Raw genomic sequence first — 25,259 nt, forward strand, 5'->3', positions numbered from 1 at the left:
CGGCAACGGGGCGGCCTTCAGCTTTTTGGCGGGGACTGGGGCAGTGAGTTGATTACCGGGTTGCCATCGCGATTACGCGTCAGGTAGACCGGCAGCACCTTGGGCAGCGAGGTCAGCAGGCTCTTGATTTCCCGGGTGTTGTAGATGCCGCCGACGCGGATCTTGCCGGTGTTGGCGTCGGCGACCTGCACCGGAGTGTCCAGGTAGCGGTTGATCAGCGGCAGGGCGTCGGTGAGGGCCAGGTTGTCCAGCACCAGCTTGCCTTCGCGCCAGGCCAGGGAGCTGTCGTTGCTGTAGGTCTGGCTGATCTGCGGCTGGTAGTCGCCGGCCTTGTAGCTGGCCTGCATGCCCGGCTCCAGGCGGAAACCTTCGCCGGGCAGGGCGGTGTTGCTGCTCACCAGGACCGAGCCCTGGAGCAGGGTGACCCGCACCTGGTCCTCGTACATCCACACATTGAACTGGGTGCCGGTGACCTTGACCTGGCCATTGGCGGCCTTGACCACGAACGGGTGGCTGGCGTCGTGGCTGACCTTGAAGAAGGCTTCGCCTTTTTTCAGGGTGACCCGGCGCTGGTCCTTGTAGTTGCTGTAGGTCAGGGTGCTGCCCAGGTTCAGTTGCACCTGGCTGCCATCGGCCAGGGTCACGCTGCGCAGGCTGTCGCCGGCTTCGAATCGCTGGTAGGAGGACGGCACCCAACCCAGTTCCCAGCCGCTGTAGGCGGCCAGGGGCAGGGCGCACAGGGCGATGGCCGCCGCCACGCCATACTGCTGCCAGGTGCGCCGGGGAACGAGCTTGACCGGTGCGGGGGCTGGTGCGGCAGTGAGGGTGGAGGGGGGCAGTTGATCGGCCACTTCCCATATTTCCCGCATCGCCTCGTATTCGAAGGCGTGCAGGGGGTCGGCATCATGCCATTGCTGAAAGGCCAGACGCTCCGCGTCGCTGCAGTCGGGTTCATGCAGGCGCATGCACCATTGGGCTGCCGCTTGGGTGATGGCGTCGTATTCGGCTTCTGAGAGGATCTGTTCGCTCATTGACTCTTCCTGATTTCCCGCATTCTACCCTCCGCGGCAAGTCTTGGAGAACAACCGTCATGGCTAATGAGCATCAAAGTGAACTTATTTTCATCTGGCACGCCCTAAAACCAGGCTCTGTATCGAAAGTGAATACACAAGGAGATGGACCATGTTGAAGAAGACGCTTGCCGCATTGCTTGCCACCGCCAGCCTGCTGGGCGCTGGAGCGGCCCTGGCCGACCGTCCGGGGGCCGGTTGGATCACCATTGAAAAAGCCATTGAAACCGCAAAGACCAAAGCCGGCTACGTGGAGATCTACAAGATCGAAGCGGACAACGATGGCTATTGGGAAGGCGAAGGGCGCAAGTCCGATGGCAGTGTCTATGAGTTTCGCATCGACGGCGCCTCGGGCAATGTGCTGCGCGACCAGAAGGACTGAGCCAGGCTGATACAGCCCCCTGTGCCTTGCCACGGCAGCGCACAGGGGGCTTTTTCTTGCTCCAGGGGGATGGTTGTTCCGGCCATCCTGGCACCTTCCCTGCAAGGCGCCGGCAGTGGTTGACAGGGTTGGAGTGCGGCGTTGTTTAATCGCCAGGTTCACACGCTGTCGCCCCCTCCAATAATTACTCTGGAGCTTCAGATGTCTGCATCGTCCGTGGTTGTTGAAACACCGCCCCAATACCTTTCTTTACCGGCCCTGGTGCAGTTGCTGGAAACGATTTTCCAACGCCACGGCTGCCGCGCCGAAGTGGCCCGCTGCCTGGCCGAGAACTGTGCCGGCGCCGAGCGCGACGGAGCCCACAGCCATGGCGTGTTCCGCATTCCCGGTTATGTCTCGACCCTGGCCAGTGGCTGGGTCGACGGCCAGGCCGTGCCGGTGGTGGAGGATGTGGCGGCGGCCTTTGTCCGGGTCGACGCCGGCAACGGCTTTGCCCAGCCGGCCCTGGCTGCCGCCCGCGAGCTACTGGTGAGCAAGGCCCGCAGCGCCGGTATCGCCGTGCTGGCTATCCGCAATTCGCACCACTTCGCCGCACTCTGGCCGGATGTCGAACCCTTCGCCGAGGAAGGATTGGTGGCCCTGAGCGTGGTCAACAGCATGACCTGCGTCGTGCCCCACGGCGCCGACAGGCCATTGTTCGGCACCAACCCGATCGCCTTCGCCGCACCCCAGGCCCAGGGCCAGCCGATCGTCTTCGATCTGGCCACCAGCGCCATTGCCCATGGCGACGTGCAGATCGCCGCGCGCAAGGGCGAGCGCCTGCCGCCGGGCATCGGTGTCGACAGCCTGGGCCAGCCGACCCAGGACCCCAAGGCGATTCTTGAAGGTGGCGCCTTGCTGCCGTTTGGCGGGCACAAGGGCTCGGCTCTGTCGATGATGGTGGAGCTGCTGGCGGCAGCCCTGACCGGGGGCAACTTTTCCTTCGAATTCGACTGGTCCGGCCACCCGGGGGCCAAGACGCCCTGGACCGGCCAGTTGCTGATCGTCATCGACCCGAGCAAGGCCGCCGGGCAGAGTTTTGCCGAGCGCAGCCAGGAGCTGGTGCGGCAGATGCATGCGGTGGGGCTCAAGCGCCTGCCGGGGGATCGCCGGCATCAGCAGCGCGAGCGTTCGCAGCACGCGGGCATCGCCATTCCCGCCGAGCAGCTGCAGCAATTGCGGGCGCTGGCCCAGGACTGAAGGCATGAAAAAGGCCAGGCCGCCATTGGCGTACCTGGCCTCAACGTTGCACGGGGGCTTAGGAACGACGGCCCAGCAACAGGCCTACCACCAGGCCGAAACCGGCGGAGATGGCCACGGTCTGCCACGGGTGACCACCGATGTACTGCTCGGTGGCATCCACCACCGGCTTGCTGCGCTCGCGCACATTGCTGACCGAATCCAGCGCCTGCTTGAGCTTGAGGCTGACTTGCTGGCGCAGGCTCTCACCTTCTTCGCCCACCAGGCTGGCGCTGCCCTTGAGCAGCTTTTCCGATTCTTCGATCAGCGCCTGCAGTTCGCTGAAGGCCTGGTCCTTGATTTGATCGTTTTCCGCTTGCGCGGCAGATTTACGAGCCATGAAGTTTTTTCCTTGGAAATATCGCCGCTGGTGCACAACGCATCCGCCAGCGGCTACAGGTGAATGGGTAGCAAGCAATGGAGTCTGGCGCGGGGGCAAAAGTTGCAGTTGTTTTACGCCCCCTTGGCGACCCCGGGGTAAAACCCGTAGCCCCTACAGTGTAAGATGGCGCCTATTTTACGCAGCAGGAATTTCCCATGAGTTTCAATCTGGCTAACAAGACCCTGGCCGAGCGCGCCGCCATCGAGGACGAGAAGTCCCGTCTGTTCGACCTGTGGCAGAGCAACCTGGGCAAGGCCAAGGGCGAGGCCGCGCGGCTGTTCGGCGAGCGTGGCAAGCGCAAGGGCAAGTGGGCCGAGTGGGTCCGCGCCGAGCTCGACGGCATGTCGCCGCCGGAGTACTCGAACATGGTGCGCAGTGAAGTCAATCGCCTGATGGCGGCGAACAAGTAAGGGCAAAACTCTCGACAATCGCCTCGCGTACCTTCACCAGCAGCGGGTCGGTCTGCGGGCTGGTGCGCCAGCCCAGCTCGATCGGGTAGCGCGGCAGGGCCAGGGGGCAGGGCAGCAACTGCAGCCCGGTGAGTTCGGCGATGCGCCGGGCGGCATGGGCCGGAATGGTCGCCACCGCCTGGCTGCCCTTGAGCAGAAAGGGCAAGGCGGCAAAGTGCGTGGTCGAGGCGCACACCTGGCGGCTCAGCCCCAGGTTGGCCAAGCCTTCATCGGTAATCCCGATAAACCCCTGGGACGACACCAGCAGGTGTTCCCGTGCGACAAACTCCTCAAGATTGATCTGCTGTTGCCCGGGGGCCAGGCTGGCCGGGTCTGCCAGGCACAGGTAATGGCCTTCCCCCAGCACCTGGCGGCTGAGCAGGCGTTCGGCAAAGCCGCCGGCACTGATGGCCAGGTCGACGCTGCGCTGCAACAGCGCCTCGGCGACGATCTGGCTGTGGCTCTGGCGAAAGATCAGCCGCAGCTTCGGCGCCCGCCGGGCCACGGCCTCGATCATCTGCCGGCCATAGGCAATCTCGAAATCATCCGACAGCCCCAGCGTTACCGAGCGGCCCTGATAGTCGGCGGTGTCGGGGGCGACCATGGCCAGGCTCTGGCGGCATTTGTTCAAGGCTTCGCTGACCACGGGCTTCAACTGATTGGCCTTGAGGGTCGGCGCCAGCCCGCGCCCGGTACGCACGAACAGCGGGTCGCCATACAGCTCGCGCAGCCGGCGCAGGGCAGCGCTCATGGCCGACTGGGTCACCCCCAGGCGCAAGGCGGCGCGGCTGGCGCTGGACTCGTCATGCAGCGCCTCGAAAGCCTTGAGCAGGTTGAGGTCGACACTGGCGATATTCATCTGGTTCATATCATTAAGCACTGGAGTGGGGTTTATCGATGATCAGGGGCCGCAGCAGAATGGGCAACACCTGATTGCTCAAGGAGTCATCCCATGCCCAAGTCCGTTGTCGCTGCCCTGCAGATCGGGGCCTTGCCTGAAGGCAAGGCCGCCACCCTGGAACAGATCCTCTCGTACGAGGCCGCCATCATCGAAGCCGGCGCGCAGTTGGTGGTGATGCCCGAAGCGCTGCTGGGGGGCTACCCCAAGGGCGAAGGCTTCGGCACCCAGCTGGGCTATCGCCTGCCGGAGGGCCGCGAGGCCTTTGCCCGCTACTTCGCCAATGCCATCGAGGTGCCCGGGGTGGAAACCGATGCCCTGGCCGCGCTGTCCGCCCGTACCGGAGCCAACCTGGTGCTGGGTGTCATCGAGCGCAGTGGCAGCACCCTGTACTGCACGGCGCTGTATTTCGACCCGCAGCAGGGGCTTTCGGGCAAGCATCGCAAACTGATGCCCACCGGGACCGAACGCTTGATCTGGGGCAAGGGCGACGGCTCGACCCTGCCGGTGCTGGACACCCAGGTCGGCCGGGTGGGCGCGGTGATCTGCTGGGAAAACATGATGCCGCTGCTGCGTACCGCGATGTACGCCCAGGGCATCGAAGTCTGGTGTGCGCCCACGGTGGACGAGCGGGAAATGTGGCAGGTGAGCATGCGCCATATCGCTCACGAGGGGCGCTGCTTCGTGGTCAGCGCCTGTCAGGTGCAGGCCTCGCCCGAAGAGCTGGGGCTGGAGATTGCCAACTGGCCGGCCCAACGACCGTTGATTGCCGGCGGCAGCGTGATCGTCGGGCCCATGGGGGACGTACTGGCCGGCCCCCTGGTGGGCCGGGCCGGGCTGATCAGCGCGCAGATCGATACCGCCGACCTGGTGCGGGCGCGCTATGACTACGACGTGGTCGGCCACTACGCTCGCCCGGATGTGTTCGAACTGACGGTGGACCAGCGCCCCCGTCCCGGGGTGCGCTTTACCTGAGCCGGCGCCATTGCTCGCGGGTGATTTCCCAGATGTCCACGGGGAATCGCCCACTGACGAACTCACCGTCCTCGGAGCGGATCAGGCGCATGCCCGCGCGTTCGGAAATCCGCCGCGAGCCCTGGTTCGGCGCGGCCTTGGGCACCCGCATCAAGGGCCGTTGCAGTACCTCGAACCAATAGTGGTCCACCACCTTGCAGGCCTCGCTCATGTAGCCCTGGCCCTGCCACGGCGGGGCCAGCCAGAAGCCGCGGTTGTTGTCGGCTTCGTCCATCAGGCTGATGCTGCCGATCATCTGCCCGGGGTTGCTGCGCAGGCGCAGCGTCCAGTGCCATTCCGTGCCCCGGGCCATCGCCGGCAGCGCCATGTCCCGCAGGAAGCTCAGGGCGCCGTCGGCCGGGTAGGGCCAGGGCACCAGGGCGTTGAGGTAGCGCACCACCTCCCACTGGGGGAATAGCTGCTGGATGGCGTCGGCGTCCGCCAGTTCCAGGGGGCGCAGCAGCAAGCGTTCGGTGCACAGCGCGGGCGTGGGGTGTGAGTCCATTGGCAAGCGATCCAAGGTGGCAAGAAGGCGTTGCATAGTCCCTGCAATGTCATCGATCACGCAAGCCGTGATGGATTTGACGCGGCCCGGGCGCTGCCGTTGAATAGCCCCCTGGTTCAGCCCCGCGACTCCTGGAAACCCCCTGTGCTTAGAAACGTCACCGACATGGACCTGCGCCTGCTGCGGATTTTCTCCGTAGTGGTCAAGTGCGGCGGTTTCACCGCGGCCCAGGCCGAACTGAACATGAGCCAGTCCAATATCAGCATGCACATCTCCAGCCTGGAAAAACGCCTCGGCTATCGGCTGTGCGAGCGCGGCAAGGGCGGCTTTCGCCTGACCGAGAAGGGCCAGCGGATCCTGGCGGCGGCCCAGGCGCTGTTCGGCGCGGTGGAGGCGTTCAAGAGCGAGGCCCAGGAATTGTCCGGGCGTTTGGTGGGGGATCTGTACCTGGGGCTGGCGGACAACATCGCCACCTTGCCCGCGGCACGCATCGACGCGGCCATCGCGCGCTTCTATCGCCGCGAGCACGACCTGCACCTGCATGTGTTCATCAATTCGCCCACCGAGCTTGAGCGGGCGGTGATCGACGGCCAGTTGGACCTGGCCATTTCCTATTTCAGCCGCAGCCTGCCGACCCTCGACTATCAGCCGCTGTACGCCGAGGAAATCGCCCTGTTCTGCGGCGCCTCGCACCCGCTGTTCCCTGTCCTGGAGCCAGAGCTTGCGCACATCAAGGCCTGTGACTGGATCAAGCACGGTTTCCTGCCCGCCAACCAGGTGCTGCCGGTAACGCCCCAGCGCGCCTCGGCCACCGCCTACCACATGGAGGCGGTGGTCCACGGGGTACTGGCGGGCACCCACCTGGGCTACCTGCCCAGCCACTATGCCCAGCCCTGGGTCGCGGCCGGGCAGATGCGCGTGCTGCACCCCGAGACGCTGCGCTACGAGGTGCAGCACAGCATGATCACCCACGCCGGGCATGCCCGTGGCGAAGCGCTGAAGGCCTTTATCGCCGACCTGCTGGCAGAGCATGGCGGCTGATCCCGCGCTTCAGCCCAGGCAGCGGGTCAGGTGCTTGATCGACTGATAGGCAGCCAGCCCCCAGGGGCCCAGTTCCCGCCCGATGCCGCTGCCCTTGGTGCCGCCCCAGGAGGTTTCGACGAACACCGCCTGCAGTGAATTGATCCACACGTGGCCCACGTCCAGGGCGGCGGCGACCCGTTCGGCGCGCTGCAGATCGGCGCTGATCACAGTGGCCACCAGGCCGAATGCGCTGTCGTTGGCCAGGGCCAGGGCCTGTGCTTCGTCACTGAAACGGCGCATGCACAGCACCGGGCCGAAGATCTCCTCTTGCCACAACCTGCTGCTGGTGGGCACATCGGTGTACACCGTGGGCGCCACGAACCAGCCCGGCCCGGGCAGGGCATGGCCGCCCACCAGGCATTCCAGGCCCTCGTTCCTGGCCTGTTCCAGGTAGGTGCACACCGTGCGCCACTGGGCCTGGCAACTCAGGGGGCCCATGTCCACTTCCTGCTCCAGGGGGTTGCCGACCCGCAGGGCCAGCAGGGCACTGCGCAACCGCTGCAGCAAAGCATCGGCAATCGACTCGTGGACCAGCAGGCGCGAGGTGGCCGAGCACATCTGCCCGGCGTTCCAGCAAAAGCCGCCGATGATCCAGTGCACTGCCTGGTCCAGGTCGGCGTCGGCGAACACCAGGATCGGCGACTTGCCCCCCAGCTCCAGCGTCAGTGGCCGGCAGAAGGCGGCGGAGCTGGCCATCACTCGCTGGCCGGTGGCAGTGCTGCCGGTGAACGACAGCTTGTCCAGCCCCGGATGCTGGCTCAGGGCTGCGCCGGTTTCGCCGGCGCCGGCCACCAGGTTCAACACGCCCGCCGGCAAGCCCAGGGCGTCGGCGATTTCGCCGTAGACCTGTTCGATCAGAGGCGTCACTTCCGAGGGCTTGAGCACCAACGTGCAGCCCGCGGCCAGGGCCGGGGCCAGCTTCCAGGCACTGGTGACCAGGGGGAAGTTCCAGGGCACGATCAGCCCCACCACGCCCAGGGCCTCGAACCTGCAGTGGGCACTGAAGCCCGGAGCCTGCAAGGGCACCGGTTGATCCTGGCGGGCGTCCAGCTGGGCAGCGAGGCCGGCGTAGTAGTCGAAGGTGGCGATGGCGTCGTCCAGGTCCAGTTCGGCTTCGTGCCGCGGCTTGCCGTTATTGCGCATCTGCAGGGCGATCAGCCCTTCGCGGCGTTGCTGCAGGTGCCGGGCGAAGCCTTGCAGGTACTCGGCACGCCGGGCGCCGCTGAGGCTGCGCCACCCGGGCAGGGCCCGGCGCGCGGCCTGCACCGCCAGGTTCACCTGATGGGCGCTGGCCGCCGGTACCTGGGCCATGATTTGGCCCAGGGACGGGTCATGCACCGGCATCAGCGCGCCGTCGCCATCGACCCAGTGGCCATCGATAAACAAGGCCGGTTTCATGGGCGGGCTCCTGGCAGGACGCCGTGCACGGCGTTGCGGAAGATCTGGCTGTAGTCGGCTGCGCTCAGCGGTCGGGCATTGGTGTCGGAGGACGAAATATCCGCCAGGGCCTGGGCCCCGACCCACTCGGCTTCATGGCTGTCCAGGCCGATATCCGCCAGGCAGTGGGGGATGCCCAGCTCGGCGCGCAGGGCCAGGATCCAGTCCAGGAACCCCTGGAAATCCCCCCGGGGCAAGTCCAGGTAACGGGCCAGGCGCCCGATCTCCTCGGCAATCACCGGCTGGTTGGCCACCAGCACATAGGGCAGGAGGACGGCATTGAGCAGGCCATGGTGACGGTGATAGCGGGCGCCCAGCGGGTGGGCCAGGGCGTGGACGCCCCCCAGGCCCTTCTGGAAGGCCACCGCAGCCATCGCCGAGGCCACCAGCATGCCTTCCCGGGCGTCCAGGTCCTGGCCGTGGCTCACTGCCCGGCGCAGGTGCTGCTGCACCAGGCGCATGCCTTCCACGGCAATCGCGCTGGACATCGGGTGGTACAGCGGCGAGCAGAACGCCTCGATATGGTGGGTCAGGGCATCCATGCCGGTGGCGGCGGTCAGCGCGGGCGGCAGGCCGCGGGTCAGCAGCGGGTCGAGGATCACGCAGGCGGGCAGCAGTTCGGGGTGGCTGATGACCCGCTTGACCTGCTGCTGGCTGTCGGTCAGTACCGCTTCGCGGCCCAGTTCGGAGCCGGTGCCGGCAGTGGTGGGCAGGGCGATCAGGGGCGGCAGGCCCAGGCGCGGAAAGTCACTGAGGCTCGGGTAATGCTCGATCACCCGGGACCACTCGAAACGCTGCAGCCCTTGCGGGTCCACGGCGGCCAGGGCGATGCCCTTGGCGGCGTCCATGGCGCTGCCGCCGCCCAGGGCGATCAGCGAGTCGTGGCCGCCGGCCCTGAAGGCTTGGACGCCGCGCTGCACATCGTCCAGGCTCGGGTTGCTGGCCAGTTCGGCAAATACCGCAAAGCCCTGGCGGCTCTGCTCCAGGTGCGCGGTCAACAGGCCAAAGGGTTCCAGTTCGAGCATGCCCGGGTCGGTGACCAGCAAGGGCCTGGCCATGCCCAGCAGGGCGCAGCGCTGGGCCAGGCCGTGCAGGGCCTCGGCGCCGCAGAAGATCTCGGTGGGGTAGTTCCAGTAGTGGATGGACGGGGGCATCGATGGTCTCCAGAAACATCAGGCGTGAAGCGGCCGGCGCAGCAGGCGCCGGGCCAGTAGCGGGGAGGGAATGCGCTGTCGCTGACAGCGCATGAGGATTCAGCCGCGGTCGGATGCGCTGCTGTCGCGGCGCAGGTAGGGCTTGGCCAGGACCATGTAGATCAGGCCCAGCACGGCCAGGGTCGAGAACACCAGCACCACTGCCCAGACCTGGAACCAGGGCGCTCCGGGCGGCGCCAGGGATTCCCGCGGCCAGGCCACGTTGACGCTCTCGAACAGCAGCCAGATAAAGGCCGCGAGGTTCACCGGCAGGCCCCAGCGGCCGAGGTTGAAGACCCCGGCGTCGGGCCGCCAGCGGCCACGCAGGCGATGGACCAGGGCGCAACCGATCACGATCAGGAACACCATGAAGAAGCCCCCGCTGCCGAAGGCGATCAGGGTGCCCACGGCCGTGGCGTTCAGGCCCAGGGCCAGGCCGAAACTGGCGAACAGGGTGCAAACGAGCATGGCGGCGAAGGGCACCTTGCGCCCATCCACCCGGCGCAGGAACGCCGAGGCGGGCAGGATCGAGTCCCGGGCCATGCCGAATACCGCGCGGCCGATATAGGTCTGCACCGAGACCACGCAGGCAATGAACGCCACCAGTACTACGCCGACGAAGGGCCGCTCGGCCCAGGCGCCAAAGGCATCCACCACCGCCGGGGTGACCGGGTCCACCACCTGGCCGGCCACCAGGCCCGCGGTGTCGGTGAACGAAAGGGTCACGGCAAAGGCGGTGAGCATCACCGTCAGCCCCACCAGCAGCATCGAGCGCAGGATGGCCCGCGGCGTGGAGGTACGGGCATCGGCGGTTTCCTCGGACACCTGGGAGCAGGCATCGAAGCCGAGAAAGGCCCAGCCGCCCACTGCCATGGCGGTGACGAAGCCGCTCAGGTAGGTGCCATCGCCGCTGACGCTGTTGCCCAGGCCTTCCAGCAGCAGCGACCAGGAGTGGTTGCGAAAGAACAGCAGCAACAGCACGCCGATGCCGATGGAGGCGATGGCTTCGGCGATGATCCCGGCGTTGACGAAGTACTTCAGCGGGTTGATCCCCAACAGGTTGACCCCCAGCCCCAACGCCAGCAGCACGGCGCCGCTGGCCACCTGGGCATTGGCCGAAGGCGGCGTGCCGGTGACGAACAGCCACAGCCAGAACCCGCCCAGGTAGGCCACGGTGGTCAGGGAAGCCAGGGCCGAGGCCAGGTACATGAAGCCGGTGAACCAGGCCCAGCGGTCTCCAGCCAGGCGCTTGACCCATTGATAGCAACCGCCGGCCAGGGGGTACTGCGAGGCGAGTTCGGCATAGACCAGCGCCACCAGCATCTGCAAGGCCAGGCACAGGGGCACGATCCAGACCCAGGACGGGCCGGTGCTCATGGCGCCCAGGGCCATCACCGAATAGATCCCCACCACTGGCGAGACCGTGGCAAAGCCCACGGAGAACGACGACCACAGGGACAGGCCGCGGTGCAGCTCCTGGCGATAGCCCTGGTGGTGCAGCAAGTGTTCATCGGTGCCCGGAGCGGGCAGGAAGTCAGTCATGGCGCACCTCGTTCAAGGGGCGGGCGCCACGATGCAGGCCGACGCAAGGGCGGCGTGATGGGGTAGTTGACATAGCGGTTCCTGGAGTCGGCAGATCAGATTGTTATTGGGATGGCCTTTAGCTGTTGTTTTTGGCGTACCGACATTGCCTGGCCTGCAGCAGCAGGCCAGGACGAGCTTACGGCGGGCAAACATCAAGATGAATACATGGATTGGTAAGCTGGCATCTGCATTTGCTGATGTTTTGCAGGGGCCGGCGACTGCCCGGCCAGCGCCAGGCATCGAGGGGATATCAGCGGGAAGCGTGGTGCTTGCCCAGCTCCAGCCGTTCACCGAGAAAGTCGACGAACACCCGCAGCTTGGGCAGCAGGTGACGGCTGCTGGGCCAGAGGATGGAGAACTTGCCGCGCTCTTGCTGGTAGTCGTCCAGCACCGCGACCAGGCTGCCATTGGCCAGGGCCCCGCAGACCACGAACTCGGGCACGTAGGCGATGCCCAGGCCCTGGGTGGCGGCGTGGATCAGCGATTCCAGGTTGTTGCTGGTCAGGGCACTGCCCAGCACCAGCGGCGGGGCTCCGTCGGGCAGGCGCAGGCTCCATTGCTGCAGCAAGCTGCCGCCGGGGAACTTGTAGCGCAGGCAGGCGTGCTGCTCCAGGTCCCGGGGCGTGCGCGGGGTGCCGCGCCGGGCGAAGTAACCGGGGGCGCCGACCAGCACGAAGCCGAAGGGCCCCAGGTTCCTGGACTTGAGTTGCGAGTCCGGCAGCTCGCCACTGCGGATCACCGCGTCCACGCCTTCGGCGATCACGTCGATCAGCCGGTCGTTGAAATCCAGGTCCAGCTCGATGTCCGGGTAGCGCGCGGAAAACTCCGGGAGGATCGGCAGCAGCATCCGATAGCCGATGGCCGGCAGGCTGACCCGCAGCCGGCCCCGGGGCTTGTCGCTGATCCGCGCCAGTTCGGCCTCGGCTTCCTGGACTTCGGCGACGATGCGCTGGCCGCGCTCATAGAACAGCGCGCCTTCATCGGTCAGGCTGATGCGCCGGGTGCTGCGGTTCAGCAGGCGCACGCCAAGGCGCTGCTCCAGGCGCGCCAGGGCCTTGCCTACCGCCGAGGCAGACAGCCCCAGGCGCTCGCCGGCGCCCACCAGGCTACCGCTCTGGACCACGCTGACAAACACCTGCAAGCCGTTTAGGTTGTCCATCGTTCACCTCGATTGCAGCGTTTTTGTCCGTAAAGAGCGGAAGAATGCCCTGTTTTTCAGCGATTGCGGCATACCTACCATGGATTTTTCTTAGCCCACCCCTGGTTGCCAGGGCTTGAGAGGTCCGTGTGAATCCCGAACTCGAATTACCCCTGGGGCAGGCCGCCCAAAGTCGCCGGCAGTCCGCCCATGGCGTGCTGGCCGCGGTGTGCCTGGCGGCCCTGATGCTGCCCCTGACCTTTGTCGGGGTAGCGGTGGCGACCCCGGCCATCGGCCATGAACTGGGGGGCAGCCCGCTGGCCCTGAGCTGGACCACCAATGCCTTCATGCTGACTTTTGGCAGCGTGCTGATGGCCGCCGGCACCCTGGCCGACGAATTTGGCCGCAAGCGCCTGTTCAGCCTCGGCGTTGCGCTGTTCGGCATGAGCTCCCTGGCCCTGGTGTTCGTGCCGTCGCTGCTGTGGCTGAACCTCTTGCGCGGGGTCCAGGGGCTGGCCGGTGCCGCCGCCCTGGCCGGTGGTTCGGCGGCCCTCGCCCAGGCCTTCGACGGCCCGGCGCGAACCCGTGCCTTCAGCCTGCTGGGCACCACCTTTGGTGTCGGCCTGGCGTTTGGCCCGATCCTCGCCGGGGTCCTGGTGGAACAGGCCGGCTGGCGCGGGATCTTTGTCTCCGGGGCGCTGATCGGCGGCCTGTCCCTGGCCTTTGGCGTGCCGCGCATGCAAGAGTCCCGCGACCCCGACGCCCAGGGCGTAGACTGGCCCGGCACCCTGAGTTTCACCCTGGCGCTGGTGCTGCTGACCTGGGGCATCCTGCAGGCCCCGCAAAACGGCTGGAGCAGCCCTTGGGTTCTGCTGTTGCTGGCGGGGGCGCTGCTGGCACTGTGGCTGTTCATCGTCGTCGAGCGGCGTGCAGCGCGGCCGATGCTGGATCTGTCGCTGTTTCGCTATCCGCGTTTTGTCGGGGTGCAGGTGCTGCCCATCGCCACCTGCTATTGCTACGTGGTGCTGCTGATCCTGTTGCCGATCCGCTTTATCGGCGTCGAAGGCTACAGCGCCATCGATGCCGGGCTGCTGATGCTTGCCCTGTCGGCGCCGATGCTGGTGGTGCCGTTCGCCGCGGGCTGGCTCAGCCGCTGGTGCAGCGCCGGCAACCTGTCGAGCCTGGGCCTGTTGCTGGCTGCCGCCGGGCTGTGGTGGCTGAGCCGGATCGCTGCGGGCCAGGCGCCGGCCGATCGGATCTGGCCGCTGCTGCTGATCGGCCTCGGCAGCGGGCTGCCCTGGGGGCTGATGGACGGCTTGTCGGTGAGTGTGGTGCCCAAGGAGCGCGCGGGCATGGCCAGCGGCATCTTCAGCACCACCCGGGTGGCCGGCGAGGGCATTGCCCTGGCCCTGGTGGTGGCGCTGCTGGCGGGGCTGCTGCAGCACGCCCTGGCGGATCAGGCGCTGCCCGCCGAGACGTTGATGGGGGCTGCCCGGCAACTGGCCGGGGGTGACCTGCCCGGTACTCTGGCGGCCTTGCCGGCGCTGGGCCGGGAGGGGTTGCTGGCCCTGTACGGGCAGGCTTTCAGCCAGTTGTTGCAGGTGCTGACCCTGATGACCCTGCTGGCGGCGCTGGTGGTCTGGGTGACGCTGCGCGAGCCGCGCCAGCCAGGGCCGCCAGCGGCTTGATCAGCGGAACTCGAAGAATTCGTAGTGCAGGTTGCCTTGGGGAATCCGGCACTCGCTCATCAGTTCCCGAACCTGGCCCAGCAAGCCCTTGGGCCCGCAGAAGCTGACCTGGATCTGCTGCGGATCGGTTTCGGCCGCGGTGCGCTTGAGGGTCTGGGCCAGGGGCTCGGTGCCGCCGCAGTTGGCCACGAAGTTCACTCCACGGGCCTGGGCCATGCCCTGCAGGGTGTCGACACTGGGGAAGGCCCGGGACGGGTTGTAGCAGTACACCAGGGTGGCCTTGTCGAACTGCCCGGCAGCTTCATCCTGCAGCCAGGAAATAAATGGCGAGATGCCCACGCCACCGCCGATCCAGATTTCCCGGGCAGCCGCCTGCGGCCGCTTGAAACGCCCATAGGGCGCGTAGATATCCGCACGCATGCCGACCTTGACCTGGCGGCGCAGGCGTTGGGTGTAGTCCCCCAGGGCGCGGATCACGAATTCGATGCGCCCGTCATGGGCCTGGGCGCTGGCGATGGTGAACGGATGGGGTTCGCGCAGGCCTTTTTCCTGCATCGAGAGGAAGGCGAACTGCCCGGCCTTGAAAGGAAAGCCCCGGCCCTGGGGAATCAGCTCCAGGTGCAGGGAGTTCTTCTCCACCCGGACCGCCGTCACCTGGTATTCGCCGGCCTTGGCCACCAGGGGGTAGAGCAGCAGCTTGTACAGGGCGCCGAGCACGCCGAGGACGCAGAGCAGAGCCAGCCAGATACCCGAGGGAGAATCCAGGGTGATGGGCGATTTGAAGCTCAGCCAGTGCAGGATGACGATCAGGAACAGCGGGCCGGAGAGCTTGTGCCACCAGCGCCACTGGCTGTAGGGAATGTTGCGGTTCAGTGCCAGCAGCACGATCAGGCCCAGGGCCACGTAGCTCAGCTGGCGGACCAGGCGCGTCCAGTATTTGGACAGTTCGAGGATCGGCACGCTGTTCCATTCATCCAGGTTGGCCTTGAACACCAGGTGGTAGCTGGCGAATGCCAGGGCCCAGATGCCCAGCCACTTGTGCGCCTCGTAGACCCGGTCAAGGCCGCCGAATAGCCGTTCGACCCAGCCCCAGCGGCTGGCCAGCAGGCAGGACATCGCCATGTAGGCCAGGGCTGCGGTGCCCAGGATCATGCTCAGGGTGGCCGAGGTCAGCCAGGTGGCGGAAGGGATCTCCAGCAGCAGGGTGGCCGTGGTGATCAGCAGGATGCCGACAAGTGTGTGCCAGGTTTTCAAAGTGCATGACTCCGGTGAGGAAATGCCGTCATGGCGCAGCAAAGGGCGCGATGCATAAAGTGGATATGACAGGTTCAAAGCCAAAGGCTGGGTGGAATGTTAACGCTTTGGCGAGTATTCGTGGTGATCTGGGTCATCGGCCTGGCGCCGATAAAGTGTTGAAAATGATCGACTATCACTCGCATTCCGATTCCCCGGCCACCGCTCCCGGAGGCGCTGGCAGGCGGCGAAGAGCCCCTGAACTGGGCAGTGCTCTTGCGGGCGCCTTCGCTGGCAAGCCAGCTCCTACAGGGTTGTGGGAAAGGTCAACGCGCTTGTAGGACCCGGCTTGCGGGCGAAAGGGCCCCTGAGCCGGGCGTCAGCCTCTTAACCGCCTTCGTTGGCAAGCCAGCTCCTACAGGGTTGTGGGAAAGGTCAACGCAGTTGTAGGAGCCGGCTTGCCGGCGAAAGGGCCTCCAAGCCGGATGCCAGCCTCGTAAACGCCTTCTACAGGTGTTGCTTGCGGCGGGCGGCGGCTTCGCGGACGGCGGGGATGATCCAGCGCCCATAGTCGATGGTGTCGTAATAAGGGTCGTAGCCACGGTTGAGGAAGGTGGTCACGCCCAGGTCGACGTAGTCCAGCAGGGCCTGGGCCACGGTCTCAGGCGTGCCCACCAGGGCCGTGGTGTCGCCGTAGGCGCCAACGGCGCTGGCGGTGGGCATCCACAGGGCGCGGTCATGGCGGTCGCCTCGGGCTGCGGCCGCCAGCAGGCGTTCGGAGCCGGTGCCCTTGAGGCGCTTCTGCCAGGGGCTGCCGGCGGCGAACTGCGGGTTGGCGCGGATCTGCGCCAGGATCTGTTCGGCCCGTTGCCAGGCCAATTCCTCGGTGGCCCCCAGGATCAGCCGCACCGAGAGGCTGACCCGGGGCGCGGCCACCCCCGCGGCGCTGGCCGCGGCCTTGAGTTTGCCGATCTGTTCGGCCACCCCCTCCAGGGGCTCGCCCCACAGGGCGTAGAGGTCGGCGTGCTTGACCGCGATCTGGTAGGCGATGTCCGAGGAGCCGCCAAAAGAGATGGGGATGTGCGGCTGCTGCAGCGGCTTGACCGGGGAAAACGCGCCCTTGAGGTTGAAGTAGCGGCCTTCGAAGTCGAAGGGTTCTTCGGCGGTCCAGGTGCGGCGCACGATCTCCAGGTACTCGTCGGTGCGTCGATAGCGCTCGGTCTTGTCCAGCAGGGTGTCGCCTTCCTGGGGCTCGGCGGTGATGCCGGTAATGGCATGCAGGCGGATGCGCCCGCCACCGGTGGTGTGGTCCAGGGTGGCGAAGGCCCGGGCCGCCACGGTGGGGGCGCTGAGGGCCGGGCGGTGGGCAATCATGAAGCCCAGGCGCTCGGTGTGGGCCGCGGCGTAGGCGGCAATCTGCAGGCTGTCGGCGCTGCCCGGGCCGCTGGCGATCAGCACTCGGTCAAAGCCCGCGTGTTCGTGGGCGCGCGCGTGCTCGCGGATGAATGCCAGGTCGAAGTCCGGGCTGCGCACGCCGCGGGTTTCGGACCATTGGCGGGGAAAGATCATGCCGACGAATTCAATGCTCATGGGGAGTGTCCTGAGGTCGCAGAAGAAGGAAAGTGCCTAGAAGCGGTAGTCCACCTGGGCCAGCACGGTGCGTCCGGGCATGGGCTGCAGGAAGGTGTTGGTGGAGCCGGCCAGGCCGCTGACGAAGTTCAGTTCGTTGGTCAGGTTGAGCACCCGCAGGGTGGTGCTCCACTGGGGCTGGCGGTAGTACAGGGCCAGGTCGAGGTTGTATTCGTCGGGGACCTTCACCGTCTTGCTCAGGTTCAGGTACCAGCTGCTGGTCCACCAGCCGGAGAGCTCGGCGCCAAAGCCCGAGTCGAAGCGGTAGTCGAGGTAGCCGCTGGCGGTGTACTCGGGGATCTGCACCGCGTCGAAGCGCCCGGAGGGCCGCTGGTTGAGGCTGTTGTTGTCGCCGAACACGGTGCCGTTGTCGGGGATGAACCCGGCGGAGGCGAAGCCGGCCTGGGAGGTGAATTCGTTGTAGGCGCTGAGTCGGGACAGGTTGAGGCCGCTGCGCAGGTGCGGGTCTGGCTGGTAGCGCAGGGTCGCCTCGGTGCCCTTGATGATCAGCCGGGCGATGTTGTTGTTGCTGTCCGGGGACTGGTCCCGGGCCTGCTTGAAGGTGGCCAGGGTCATGAACAGCTGGTCGGGGATGGCTTCGACCTTCAGCCCCAGTTCATGCAGCACGCTCAGGCTCTGGAACGCCAGGGGGTTGAGCTGGTTGGCGCCACTGCCGCTGCCCCAGCCCAGGCCGTTGGAGAAGAACCCGGTGTTGACCGCCAGGGAGCGGTCGAAGGTGTAGTACAGGGTGCTGTTCTCGGTGGGTTTGACGTAGGGGCTGACCTGGAACGCGAACAGCCGGTAGTTGTGGCTGTCGCGCCGGTCGCTGCCACCTGCAAGGGCGAAGGGGTTGTCGATCCGGGCGTCGATCCAGCTGCGGCTGGCACCGATGTTCAGGCCCACCCGCTCGCCCAGGCGCAGGTTGTGCTGGCTGAACAGGGTTTTGGTGGTCCAGGTGCTTTCGGCGGTGTAGGGCGCCAGGGATTCGGCGTACAGGCCGTGGCCGGCGGGGTACATGGCCGCCAGGTTGAGCCAGCCGTAGTAGTTGGAGTATTGCGGCACCCCGGGTTGGCCGATCCAGGCGCCGTTGCCGCCGGCCGGGTTGCTGCCGGTGAGCCCCAGCAGGTCGCCGGGGTTCTTGCCCGAAGGGTCCAGGGTCAGGTCGTAGGCGTTGATGGTGGAGCCGAAATGATTGTTGGCGGCGATCGACTGGTTGAACTCGCGGCGGTAGATCAGCCCGCTGTTGCTGTCGTCCCGCAGGGTCAGGTCGCCGAGCCGGGTTTCATTGCGTGAGCGGAACTCGAAACGGTTGTCCAGCAGGTTGTCCCGGGATTGCACCTGGAACGCCCCGACCGCATCGGTGAGGTCCCGGGAGCGCTGGTAGAAGGTGCTGTTGGCCAGGGTCACGCTGGGGGACAGGTCGCCCTCGATGCGCAGTTGGGTGGTGAAGCGCCGTGAACTGCTCTGGTCTTCGCCGCGCTGGCCGGCCTGTGGCGACAGGGAGGTCAAGCCGTTGCCCGCCAGGCTCGGGTCGTAGACCCAGCCGCGCAGGGTGCCGGGGCTGGCCTGGGTATTGGGCGAGGCCGCCTGGAAGCTGCCATCCACCACGCTGTACTGGCCCTGGGCGTTGCGCTGGCGCTGCACCCAGCCCAGGGTCGGGGCATTGGCGGCACCGGAGGCCAGCACCGGCGACCACAGGGTATTGCCGTTCTGGATGATCGGCGTGGCGCGGCCGGCATAGTACTTGCCGCTGTCCACCAGTTGCTGGGTGGCGCGGTTCCAGCCGTGGGTGATGTTGTAGTCGTAGTAGTTGTCGTAGCTGGCGTTCCAGTCCACCCGCAGGTTGTCGTTGCGCCAGGCCAGGGCCCCATAGAAGGCATCGAAATTGTTGTCGACGTTGTCGTAGTAGTCCTGCTGGCGCTGCTGGGTGATGCTCACCCGGTAGGCCAGTTGGTCGCTCAGGGGGCCGGTGTTGTCGAGGCTGAATTTGCGCGAGTCCCGGGACTGGCCGTCCGGCACCCAGGTCCCGAGCTCGCCGCTCAGACGGGTCTTGAACCCGCTGAAATCGGGTTTCTTGCTCAGGTAGTTGACGTAGCCGCCGCTGCCGGACACCGAACCGTAGGTCACCGAAGAAGGCCCGGCGACGATGTCCGCGCCCTCGTAGGCGTTGAAGTTGGCCGGATGGCGCACGCCATAGGCGCGTTGGCCGTCCTGGAACACTTCCGAGCCCTGGGCACGGAACTGCGGGGCGATACCGGCGTTCTGCCCGCCACCGCGGGTGATCCCCGGGGCGTACTTGACCAGGTCGTCGGCGCTGCGGATCGGGTCGTTGGCCAGTTGTTCGGCGTTGACCTGGGTGATCGAGCGCGGGGTGTCCAGGACCTTGGTTTCGGTGCCGCCATACACCGAGGTCGGTGGCCGGGTGGGCAGGGCATCGTCATCGGCCTGGCTGCTGGCCTGGACGGTGACGGTTTGCAACTGGGTATCGGCGGCGAAGAGCGGCGGCGCCAGGGAAGAAAACACCGTTACGGCCAGGGCCGGGCCGAATGCGGGGCGAGCGAAGGCGTTGGAGGGCATGGCACATGAGCCTCATATTGAATCGCATGAATGTTCTGTAGGAGCCGGCTTGCCGGCGAAGAGGGCCTGGAGGCTCGCGGTGCTCTTGCGGGCGCTTTCGCTGGCAAGCCAGCTCCTACGGGGTGTGTCGCGGTTGCGGTGGTTCCTTGTAGGAGCCGGCTTGCCGGCGAAGAGGGCCTGGAGGCTCGCGGTGCTCTTGCGGGCGCCTTCGCTGGCAAGCCAGCTCCTACGGGGTGTGTCGCGGTTGCGGTGGTTCCTTGTAGGAGCCGGCTTGCCGGCGAAGGGGGCCTGGAGGCTCGCGGTGCTCTTGTGGGCGCTTTCGCTGGCAAGCCAGCTCCTACGGTCGGGCGGTGGGTCAGGCGCTGTTGTTGAGCCACAACCTTTCGAAACGCCAGGTGCTGAACAGCGACTGTTCTTCCCGGGCACCGCCCACGCGGGTGGAGATGCTGTCCAGCAGATCGGCGTAGCCCCAGATCAGCATGCCGCCCCGTTCGTACTGGATCTGCTGGGCCTGGTGCACCAGGACCGTGCGTCGTTGCAGGTCGGGTTGGGCCATGGCCGCGAGAAACACCTCGCTGAACTGCGGGTCGTTGAAGTGGGTCTTGTTGGACACGGCAAAGGGCGCGTCGGTGTGGATGGCGCTGGCCAGGAACGGCGCGCCGATGCTGCCGCCGGTGCTCAGGGTCCAGTCGTTGCGTTGCGGGCCCTGGAAGGTCGCCAGGTCCACCTGGCGGACCTTGAGGGTCACGCCGATGCGCTTGGCCTGTTCGGCCAGCACCAGGGCCGAGGTCAGGGCCGGCCCCGGGGTGGTCACCAGTTCCAGCTCGAGGTTTTCCTGGCCGGCCTCCTTGAGCAGTTGCGCCGCACGCTGCGGGTCGTGGGGGCGGGGCCCCAGGCTGTGGTTGAAGGTCGGGTCGCTGGGGGCATAGAGGTCGTTGGCCACCCGGCCCTGGCCGTTCAGGGCGCGGCGCACCAGCTCCTCGCGATCCGCCAGCAGGCGGAAGGCCTGGCGCACCCTTGGGTCGTTGAACGGCGGCTTGTCCAGGTTCATGTCGAAGGACAGCCAGTTGCCGGTCACCGATTTCAGCAGCCGCACCCGCGGGTCGCGCTGCAGGACTTGCAACTGTTCGGTGGGCATCACATTGGCCATGTCGATCTGCCCGGAACGCAGGGCCGCCAGGCGCGCCACCTGATCCTTGAAGTCGATGATCTCCAGTTCGTCGGCGTAGGGCTGGCCGTTCTTGTAGTAGTTGTCGAAGCGGGTGAACAGCGAGCGCTGGCCGGGGGTGAAGCTTTTCAGCTTGTAGGGGCCGGCACCCACCGGGTTGGTCACCGGGTGATAGTCCACCGGGACGATGCCACCGAAGTTGACCCAGGTTTCCGCCAGGGGCATGTAGCTGCGGCCCTCGCGAAAGCTCAGGCGCACAGTGCGCTCATCGAGCTTTTGCAGGTTGTCGCGATCGACCCAGTGCAGCAGCGCCGCGTAGGGCGAGGCCAGCTGCGGGTCGGTGAGGCGGCGGATGGAGAAGATCAGGTCATCGGCGTCGATGCTCTTGCCGTGGTGGAATTCCAGGCCCTGGCGCAGGCGCAGGGTCCAGCTGCTGGCATCGGCATTGGGTTCGGCAAACTCCGCCAGGGCCAGGCGTGGCTGCATCTGCTCGTCCCATTCCCAGAGTTTGCTGTACAGCGCGAAGCCTCGGACGATGCCGCTGCCGATGGGCTTGTGGGCGTCCAGGTTGCCGCTCTGGTTGCCGTCGAGAATCCCCAGGCGCAGGCGCCCGCCGTAGCGCGGCTGGTCGCTGGCGACCGTGCCCGGGGCGCTGGAATTGTCCGCGTCGCAGCCGGCCAGCAGGCTGCTGCCCAGCAGCAGGCCGCCGCCGAACAGTGCGCTGTGGCCGAGAAAACGACGGCGGCTCAAGCCCGAGTAGTCCTGGCTCATGGCGTCAGGCTCCTGCCGGGCCGTTGGCGCTGCGCAGCTCCAGCGGCGCTTGCGGCTGACGGCTCAGGGCCGCGCGCTCGCCGCGAAAGTGCGGCAGGATGTGCTCGCCCAGGCGGTAGGCTTCCTCCAGATGCGGGTAGCCGGCGAGGAAGAACAGGTCGATACCGATGGCGTGGTACTCGCGGATCCGCGCCACCACGTTTTCGTAGCTGCCCACCAGGGCGCAGCCCGGCGGTATGCCGATGTAGCCGAAGCCGGTCCAGACATTGGGGTGGATGAAGAAATCCTCGAAGCCCTGGGTCTCGTTCTTCTGTGCGAAGCCGTTCTCGTAGCTGAGCTTGCGCGCGGTGCGCAGCCCGGCATGGGCGGCCACGGCCTTGACCGCGCCCTTGGCGATGCCCTCGTCGAAGAAGCGCTTGGCCTCGGTGCGCGCCAGTTCCTCGGTTTCCCGGGTGATGACGTCGATCGACAGGCCGAAGCGGATATCGCTGCGGCCGTACTGCAAGGCGCGCTCACGAATATCGGCGATCAACGCGGCGATCTCGTCCGGGTGCTCGGCGCGCATCAGGTAGAAATCGGCATGCTTGGCGGCGAATTCCCGAGCGGCGGTGGACGATCCCGCGGTGCAGATCAGCGGCAGATCGGCCTTCTTCAAGGGGCCGCGCAGGCCGCCGCCTTCGGCGCGGTAGAACTGGCCCTGGTAGTGGAAGTTCTCGTTGTGCCAGTAGCCCTTGACCACGTCCATGAACTCGGTGGCGCGGGCATAGCGCTCATCGTGGTCGCTGAAGTCGCCGACCTGGCGCTGAATGGCGTCCGAGCCGCCGTTGATGATGTTCCACACCAGGCGGTTGCCGGTGGCGCGCTGGTAGGTGGCGGCCTGCTGCACCGCAACCCAGGGCGTGTAGTGATAGGGCTGGAAGGCGGTGACGAACTTTAGGGTGCGGGTTTCCCGGGCCAGCAGCGAGCACACGGTCCAGGGCTCTTCGCCGGAAGGCGCGTTGACCATCAGTGCGCCGCCGAAGCCGTTGATTTCCGCGGCCCGGGCGATCTGCCCCAGGTAGTCGATGTAGGTGAAGTGGTCGCCGACGCTGAAGCCTGAGACGGCACCGGTGCTGGGCCCGCCCCGGTGCCAGTCGCCGCGGTTGCGCGGGTCGCCGGGGAGGAACTGGGTTTCGCCGTGCAGGGGCAGGCGGGTGAAGAATTCGATGCTCATGGCTGGGCCTCCTGGCTATTGCACGCTGGGGTTGCAGACGGGGGTAATGGCTTGGCCGTTGATCACCTTGTGGGCGAACGGCACCGAGTCCTTGAGGGAGGCATTGACCGTTTCACTGTGGCCCAGGCCCTTGTACAAGTGGCCCTCGACCACCGAGCCGGCCTTGCAGGCGTCCTGCATCAGGGCCACCTGGGTGGCGGCGGCCGGGGTCTTGTCCTCGGCGCCGGTGCCGATGAACACCGGCTGGGCGGTTTTCAGGGTCGGGTAGGACACTTGTTTCTGCCAGGCCGCCAGTTGGCTGCCCTGATAGTCCTTCTTGGCGTTGGCCGGGGTCAGGCCGACCCCCACCACGTCGCTGACCAGGGACGCCAGGCAACTGGTACGGGCCTGCTCGAACAGCGGCAGGGCCTTGTCGGTGTAGAAGTCCCTGGGGTTGATGCTGGGGTCGTACTGCTGGGCGGCCAGCAAGGTGTAGAAACCGTAGGCCAGGGAGGCATCGACCTTGTTCGGGTCCTGCTCGCCGACATTCTTCGCGCCGATGGTGTAGATCACCCCGGTGCCGATGCTGCCCTTGACCCCCAGGTCCGGTGCGTAGGTGGAGGCGTAGGCGGCCGAGGCGAAGGCGCCGGCGCCGCCCTGGGACTGGCCGACGATCAGTACCTTGTTGGCCAGCCCGGGCACCCCGGCGACCACGGCTTTGGCGGCGTCGAGAATGCCGTAGGCGGCCATGCGGTTGTTCAGCAGCGGATGGCCGCCGGGCACGCCCAGGCCCTGGTAGTCGGTGGCGACAATGGCAAAGCCTTCGTCCAGCCAGCGGCTCAGGTACTGCACGTCACGGTAGGAGCGGCCCTGCCAGGACGGCGCGCAGACATCCGCCACGCCCACCGTGCCATGGCCCCAGGAGGCCACCGGCCAGCCGCCGGCCGGGGCCTTGCCCTTGGGCAGGAACAAGGTGCCGGAGACCACCACCGGGGTCTTGCCGTCGATGCCGTCGGTGGAACTATAGAGAATCCGTTGCGCGCTGGCAGCGTTGGGCAGGCTCAGGGTGGCTTCCAGGGGTTCGCTGCGCAGCAGCTTGCCCGGGGTCGGGGGGATCGCGTCCTGCCAGGTGTAGAAGGCCGAGACCCGGCCGTCGCCCTGCAACGGGTCGGGCTTGGGCGCGTAGGTCGGGCCGGCCAGGGCCGACAGGGAGAGCGCCAGGAGGCTCAGGCCAAAGGTGAATTTTGCGGACAGTTTCATCAAGAAGACTCGTGCTCAGGGTTCAGGGATGGGTGGCGACCTGGCCGCGCAGGGCGGGCCAGTAATCACTCAGGTGCAGATCGATCAGTGCCTGGTTGGTGAAACCGGTGGCCAGGGCCGGGGTGATGTCGTAGGGCATGCGGATCAGCTGGTTGGCCAGGGCGTAGTCGCTCAGCGCCTGATAGTGGGCCTTGAGCTGCTGGTCGCTCTTGGGCGCCCAGCGCTCCTTCCAGGCCACCGGGTCGCCCTGGTCGTCGCGGCGCAGCACGCTCTCGGCGGTGCCGGCGCGGGAGGACAGTTGGTAGTAGGCGTCCTGGTTCTGTTCCTGGGAAATCCACCAGGCGGCCTTGACCCAGGCGGTGGCCAGCAGTTGGGTAACCTCCGGGTGCTGCTCGATGAAACTGTCGGTGCCCCAGAGGTCGGAGACCAGGCGCCAGTCATTGGCCCCTTGCTTGGTGGACCAGATGATCCGGCCCACGCCCTTGTCTTCCAGGGCATAGGCCTCGCTGAGCAGCACCGCGGCGTCGACCTTGCCGGCGGACACCGCCGCCGCACCGACCTGGGGGTTGAGGTTGGCGATCTTGAAGTCGTCGAGCTTCAGGCCCTTGCTGGCCAGGAAGTTGCTGAAGGCGAACTCCCAGGGCCGGCCGCGATGCAGGGCCAGGCGCTGGCCCTTGAGGTCCTCGATGCTCTTGGCCGTGGACTGGGTGGGCACCACCAGGTAGATATTGTTGCCGCTGCCGCCGGGCACGATCAGCTTGCCGGGCACGCCGCCGGCGCCAGCGATCACCGACGGCAGGTCGCCACGCACGGCGAAGTCGATGCTGTTGTTGCTGAAGCCTTCGTTGATCTGCGGCCCGGCGCCGGCGTGGGGCAGGGCGATCCACTGCAGCTTGATCCCGCGCTGGCTCAGTTGCTGTTCCAGCCAGCCATCCTCGATCACCCGCCCGGCGATGCCGCCGAACACCGGCTTGCCGCCCTGGGTGAAGGCGACGATGGCAATCTTCACCGACTCGGGGGCCGGGTTGGCCAGGGCCGTGACACTGATCAGCAGCCCGGCCATAACGGCCAGGGTATTGCGCCATAAACCTTGCATTGCACTCTCCCTCAAAAAATAAGCCCTCAGCCCCGCCAGCCCTGCGCCGGATATCGCGGTGTTTCCTGTAGGAGCCGGCTTGCCGGCGAAGAGGGCCTTGAACCTTGCCTCGCCCTTGCGGGCGCCTTCGCTGGCAGGCCAGCTCCTGCAACAGATATCGCGGTGTTCTCCTGTAGGAGCCGGCTTGCCGGCGAAGAGGGCCCTTGAGCCTTGCCTCGCCCTTGCGGACGCC

At 66.7% G+C, this 25,259-nt stretch carries 21 protein-coding genes; 6 read left to right on the forward strand and 15 right to left on the reverse strand.

Annotated elements, in window-relative coordinates; all coding sequences use genetic code 11:
• Positions 1–17 precede the first annotated feature (17 nt).
• Positions 18–1,031, reverse strand: a complete 1,014-nt coding sequence (locus AC07R1_RS04365) for a FecR family protein (RefSeq protein WP_011061192.1) — start codon at positions 1,029–1,031, stop codon at positions 18–20.
• A gap of 151 nt (positions 1,032–1,182) precedes the next feature.
• Here AC07R1_RS04365 and AC07R1_RS04370 point away from each other — a divergent pair, with 151 nt between their 5' ends.
• Both AC07R1_RS04370 and AC07R1_RS04375 read left to right on the forward strand, forming a co-directional pair.
• On the forward strand, positions 1,183–1,452 hold the full coding sequence (locus AC07R1_RS04370) for a PepSY domain-containing protein (protein WP_011061193.1): 270 nt from the start codon (positions 1,183–1,185) through the stop codon (positions 1,450–1,452).
• 201 nt (positions 1,453–1,653) lie between these two features.
• On the forward strand, positions 1,654–2,691 hold the full coding sequence (locus AC07R1_RS04375) for an Ldh family oxidoreductase (protein ID WP_019093987.1): 1,038 nt from the start codon (positions 1,654–1,656) through the stop codon (positions 2,689–2,691).
• 58 nt (positions 2,692–2,749) lie between these two features.
• On the opposite strand, the gene AC07R1_RS04380 is transcribed toward AC07R1_RS04375, so the two are convergent.
• Positions 2,750–3,070: an ElaB/YgaM/YqjD family protein gene (locus AC07R1_RS04380; protein ID WP_011061195.1), complete on the reverse strand. Its 321-nt coding sequence runs from the start codon at positions 3,068–3,070 to the stop codon at positions 2,750–2,752.
• 197 nt (positions 3,071–3,267) lie between these two features.
• Between AC07R1_RS04380 and AC07R1_RS04385 the strand changes: the two genes are divergently transcribed.
• Positions 3,268–3,522 carry a hypothetical protein gene (locus AC07R1_RS04385; RefSeq protein WP_011061196.1) on the forward strand — a complete coding sequence of 85 codons (255 nt, stop codon included), beginning with the start codon at positions 3,268–3,270 and terminating at the stop codon, positions 3,520–3,522.
• On the opposite strand, the gene AC07R1_RS04390 is transcribed toward AC07R1_RS04385, so the two are convergent.
• On the reverse strand, positions 3,494–4,429 hold the full coding sequence (locus AC07R1_RS04390) for a LysR family transcriptional regulator (protein ID WP_368995139.1): 936 nt from the start codon (positions 4,427–4,429) through the stop codon (positions 3,494–3,496). The genes AC07R1_RS04385 and AC07R1_RS04390 overlap by 29 nt on opposite strands.
• A gap of 84 nt (positions 4,430–4,513) precedes the next feature.
• Here AC07R1_RS04390 and AC07R1_RS04395 point away from each other — a divergent pair, with 84 nt between their 5' ends.
• Positions 4,514–5,434, forward strand: a complete 921-nt coding sequence (locus AC07R1_RS04395; RefSeq protein ID WP_011061198.1) for a carbon-nitrogen hydrolase family protein — start codon at positions 4,514–4,516, stop codon at positions 5,432–5,434.
• On the opposite strand, the gene AC07R1_RS04400 is transcribed toward AC07R1_RS04395, so the two are convergent.
• On the reverse strand, positions 5,427–5,978 hold the full coding sequence (locus tag AC07R1_RS04400; RefSeq protein ID WP_011061199.1) for a GNAT family N-acetyltransferase: 552 nt from the start codon (positions 5,976–5,978) through the stop codon (positions 5,427–5,429). The two genes, AC07R1_RS04395 and AC07R1_RS04400, sit on opposite strands and share 8 nt — an antisense overlap.
• A gap of 144 nt (positions 5,979–6,122) precedes the next feature.
• Between AC07R1_RS04400 and AC07R1_RS04405 the strand changes: the two genes are divergently transcribed.
• Entirely contained in the window at positions 6,123–7,019 is an 897-nt protein-coding gene (locus AC07R1_RS04405; protein WP_019093986.1) for a LysR family transcriptional regulator, read from the forward strand.
• 9 nt (positions 7,020–7,028) lie between these two features.
• Here AC07R1_RS04405 and AC07R1_RS04410 read toward each other — a convergent pair whose 3' ends face one another.
• The 4 genes from AC07R1_RS04410 to AC07R1_RS04425 form a co-directional block, all read right to left on the reverse strand.
• Complete coding sequence (locus tag AC07R1_RS04410; RefSeq protein WP_053158387.1) at positions 7,029–8,459, reverse strand: aldehyde dehydrogenase family protein; 1,431 nt, start codon at positions 8,457–8,459, stop codon at positions 7,029–7,031.
• Positions 8,456–9,652: an iron-containing alcohol dehydrogenase gene (locus tag AC07R1_RS04415; RefSeq protein WP_053151554.1), complete on the reverse strand. Its 1,197-nt coding sequence runs from the start codon at positions 9,650–9,652 to the stop codon at positions 8,456–8,458. Before AC07R1_RS04415 ends, AC07R1_RS04410 begins: the two co-directional genes overlap by 4 nt.
• Positions 9,653–9,751: 99 nt before the next feature.
• Positions 9,752–11,233, reverse strand: a complete 1,482-nt coding sequence (locus AC07R1_RS04420; protein WP_495110187.1) for an APC family permease — start codon at positions 11,231–11,233, stop codon at positions 9,752–9,754.
• A 292-nt stretch (positions 11,234–11,525) separates the two neighbouring features.
• Positions 11,526–12,434 carry a LysR family transcriptional regulator gene (locus tag AC07R1_RS04425; protein ID WP_495110188.1) on the reverse strand — a complete coding sequence of 303 codons (909 nt, stop codon included), beginning with the start codon at positions 12,432–12,434 and terminating at the stop codon, positions 11,526–11,528.
• A 128-nt stretch (positions 12,435–12,562) separates the two neighbouring features.
• Here AC07R1_RS04425 and AC07R1_RS04430 point away from each other — a divergent pair, with 128 nt between their 5' ends.
• A complete protein-coding gene (locus AC07R1_RS04430; RefSeq protein WP_401332774.1) occupies positions 12,563–14,101 on the forward strand; it encodes an MFS transporter in 1,539 nt (512 codons plus the stop codon).
• Here AC07R1_RS04430 and AC07R1_RS04435 read toward each other — a convergent pair whose 3' ends face one another.
• From AC07R1_RS04435 to AC07R1_RS04465, 7 genes are all read right to left on the reverse strand, one after another.
• Positions 14,102–15,355 carry a ferredoxin reductase family protein gene (locus tag AC07R1_RS04435; protein ID WP_011061206.1) on the reverse strand — a complete coding sequence of 418 codons (1,254 nt, stop codon included), beginning with the start codon at positions 15,353–15,355 and terminating at the stop codon, positions 14,102–14,104.
• 486 nt (positions 15,356–15,841) lie between these two features.
• The gene (locus AC07R1_RS04440; protein ID WP_041118117.1) at positions 15,842–16,924 is read right to left on the reverse strand and encodes an LLM class flavin-dependent oxidoreductase; all 1,083 of its coding nucleotides are present in this window, start codon (positions 16,922–16,924) and stop codon (positions 15,842–15,844) included.
• A gap of 36 nt (positions 16,925–16,960) precedes the next feature.
• Entirely contained in the window at positions 16,961–19,540 is a 2,580-nt protein-coding gene (locus AC07R1_RS04445; RefSeq protein ID WP_495110189.1) for a TonB-dependent receptor plug domain-containing protein, read from the reverse strand.
• Between the two features lie 355 nt (positions 19,541–19,895).
• Positions 19,896–21,479 carry an ABC transporter substrate-binding protein gene (locus tag AC07R1_RS04450; RefSeq protein ID WP_495110190.1) on the reverse strand — a complete coding sequence of 528 codons (1,584 nt, stop codon included), beginning with the start codon at positions 21,477–21,479 and terminating at the stop codon, positions 19,896–19,898.
• Positions 21,480–21,483: 4 nt separating this feature from the next.
• Complete coding sequence (locus tag AC07R1_RS04455; RefSeq protein WP_495110191.1) at positions 21,484–22,692, reverse strand: LLM class flavin-dependent oxidoreductase; 1,209 nt, start codon at positions 22,690–22,692, stop codon at positions 21,484–21,486.
• 15 nt (positions 22,693–22,707) lie between these two features.
• Complete coding sequence (locus AC07R1_RS04460) at positions 22,708–23,931, reverse strand: lipase family protein (RefSeq protein ID WP_011061212.1); 1,224 nt, start codon at positions 23,929–23,931, stop codon at positions 22,708–22,710.
• A 22-nt stretch (positions 23,932–23,953) separates the two neighbouring features.
• Positions 23,954–25,027: an ABC transporter substrate-binding protein gene (locus AC07R1_RS04465; protein ID WP_401023999.1), complete on the reverse strand. Its 1,074-nt coding sequence runs from the start codon at positions 25,025–25,027 to the stop codon at positions 23,954–23,956.
• Between the last annotated feature and the right edge of the window lie 232 nt (positions 25,028–25,259).

This window comes from Pseudomonas sp. GW821-FHT07F01 (genome assembly GCF_059418825.1).